This window comes from Bradyrhizobium sp. 154, assembly GCF_023073875.1.
Classification (GTDB): Bacteria; Pseudomonadota; Alphaproteobacteria; order Rhizobiales; family Xanthobacteraceae; genus Bradyrhizobium.
Genome location: NZ_JADPKG010000071.1, coordinates 1 through 550, shown reverse-complemented (window position 1 = coordinate 550; position 550 = coordinate 1). Strand labels below are relative to the sequence as shown.

The window sequence follows — 550 nt, the reverse complement described above, 5'->3', positions numbered from 1 at the left end:
TCGCTGACCGCGCGGGTGAGCGATGCGGCCGGCAATACCGCGACCAGCGGCGCAGTGGTCTATACGCTCAGCACCACCGGCCCGACGGTGACCGAGGCCTTGGCCTCCGACACCGGCACTTCAGTCACCGATCACGTCACCGCCAACCCGGCGCTGAGTGGCACCGGCCTCGCCAACACGGTGGTGCATCTGACGATCGATGGCGTTCTCAGCACCATCACGGCAACCGCCGATGCGCAAGGCGCCTGGTCGTTTACGCCGAGCACGCTGGCCGACGGTCCGCACACCATCGTGGCGAGCCAGACCGACACCTTCGGCAATACCGGCAGCGCATCGCTGAGCTTCACCCTGGACACGACGGCACCCGCGGTCGCGATCACCAGCGCGGGCGGACCGGTCAACCAGGCCAGCCAGACCATCACCGGCACGGTCGGCGTCGCCGATGCCGGCACCACCGTCACCATCCTGGACGGCACCACCGCGATCGGCACCGCCATCGTGCAGAGCAACGGCAGCTGGAGCACCACGGTCACGCTCAACAACGGCCAGA

The 550-nt window shown here is 68.5% G+C and carries 1 protein-coding gene; it reads left to right on the top strand.

Annotated elements, in window-relative coordinates; genetic code table 11:
- Positions 1 to 550: Ig-like domain-containing protein (locus IVA92_RS36055; protein ID WP_247534283.1), on the top strand; the 550-nt coding region annotated here is incomplete at both ends.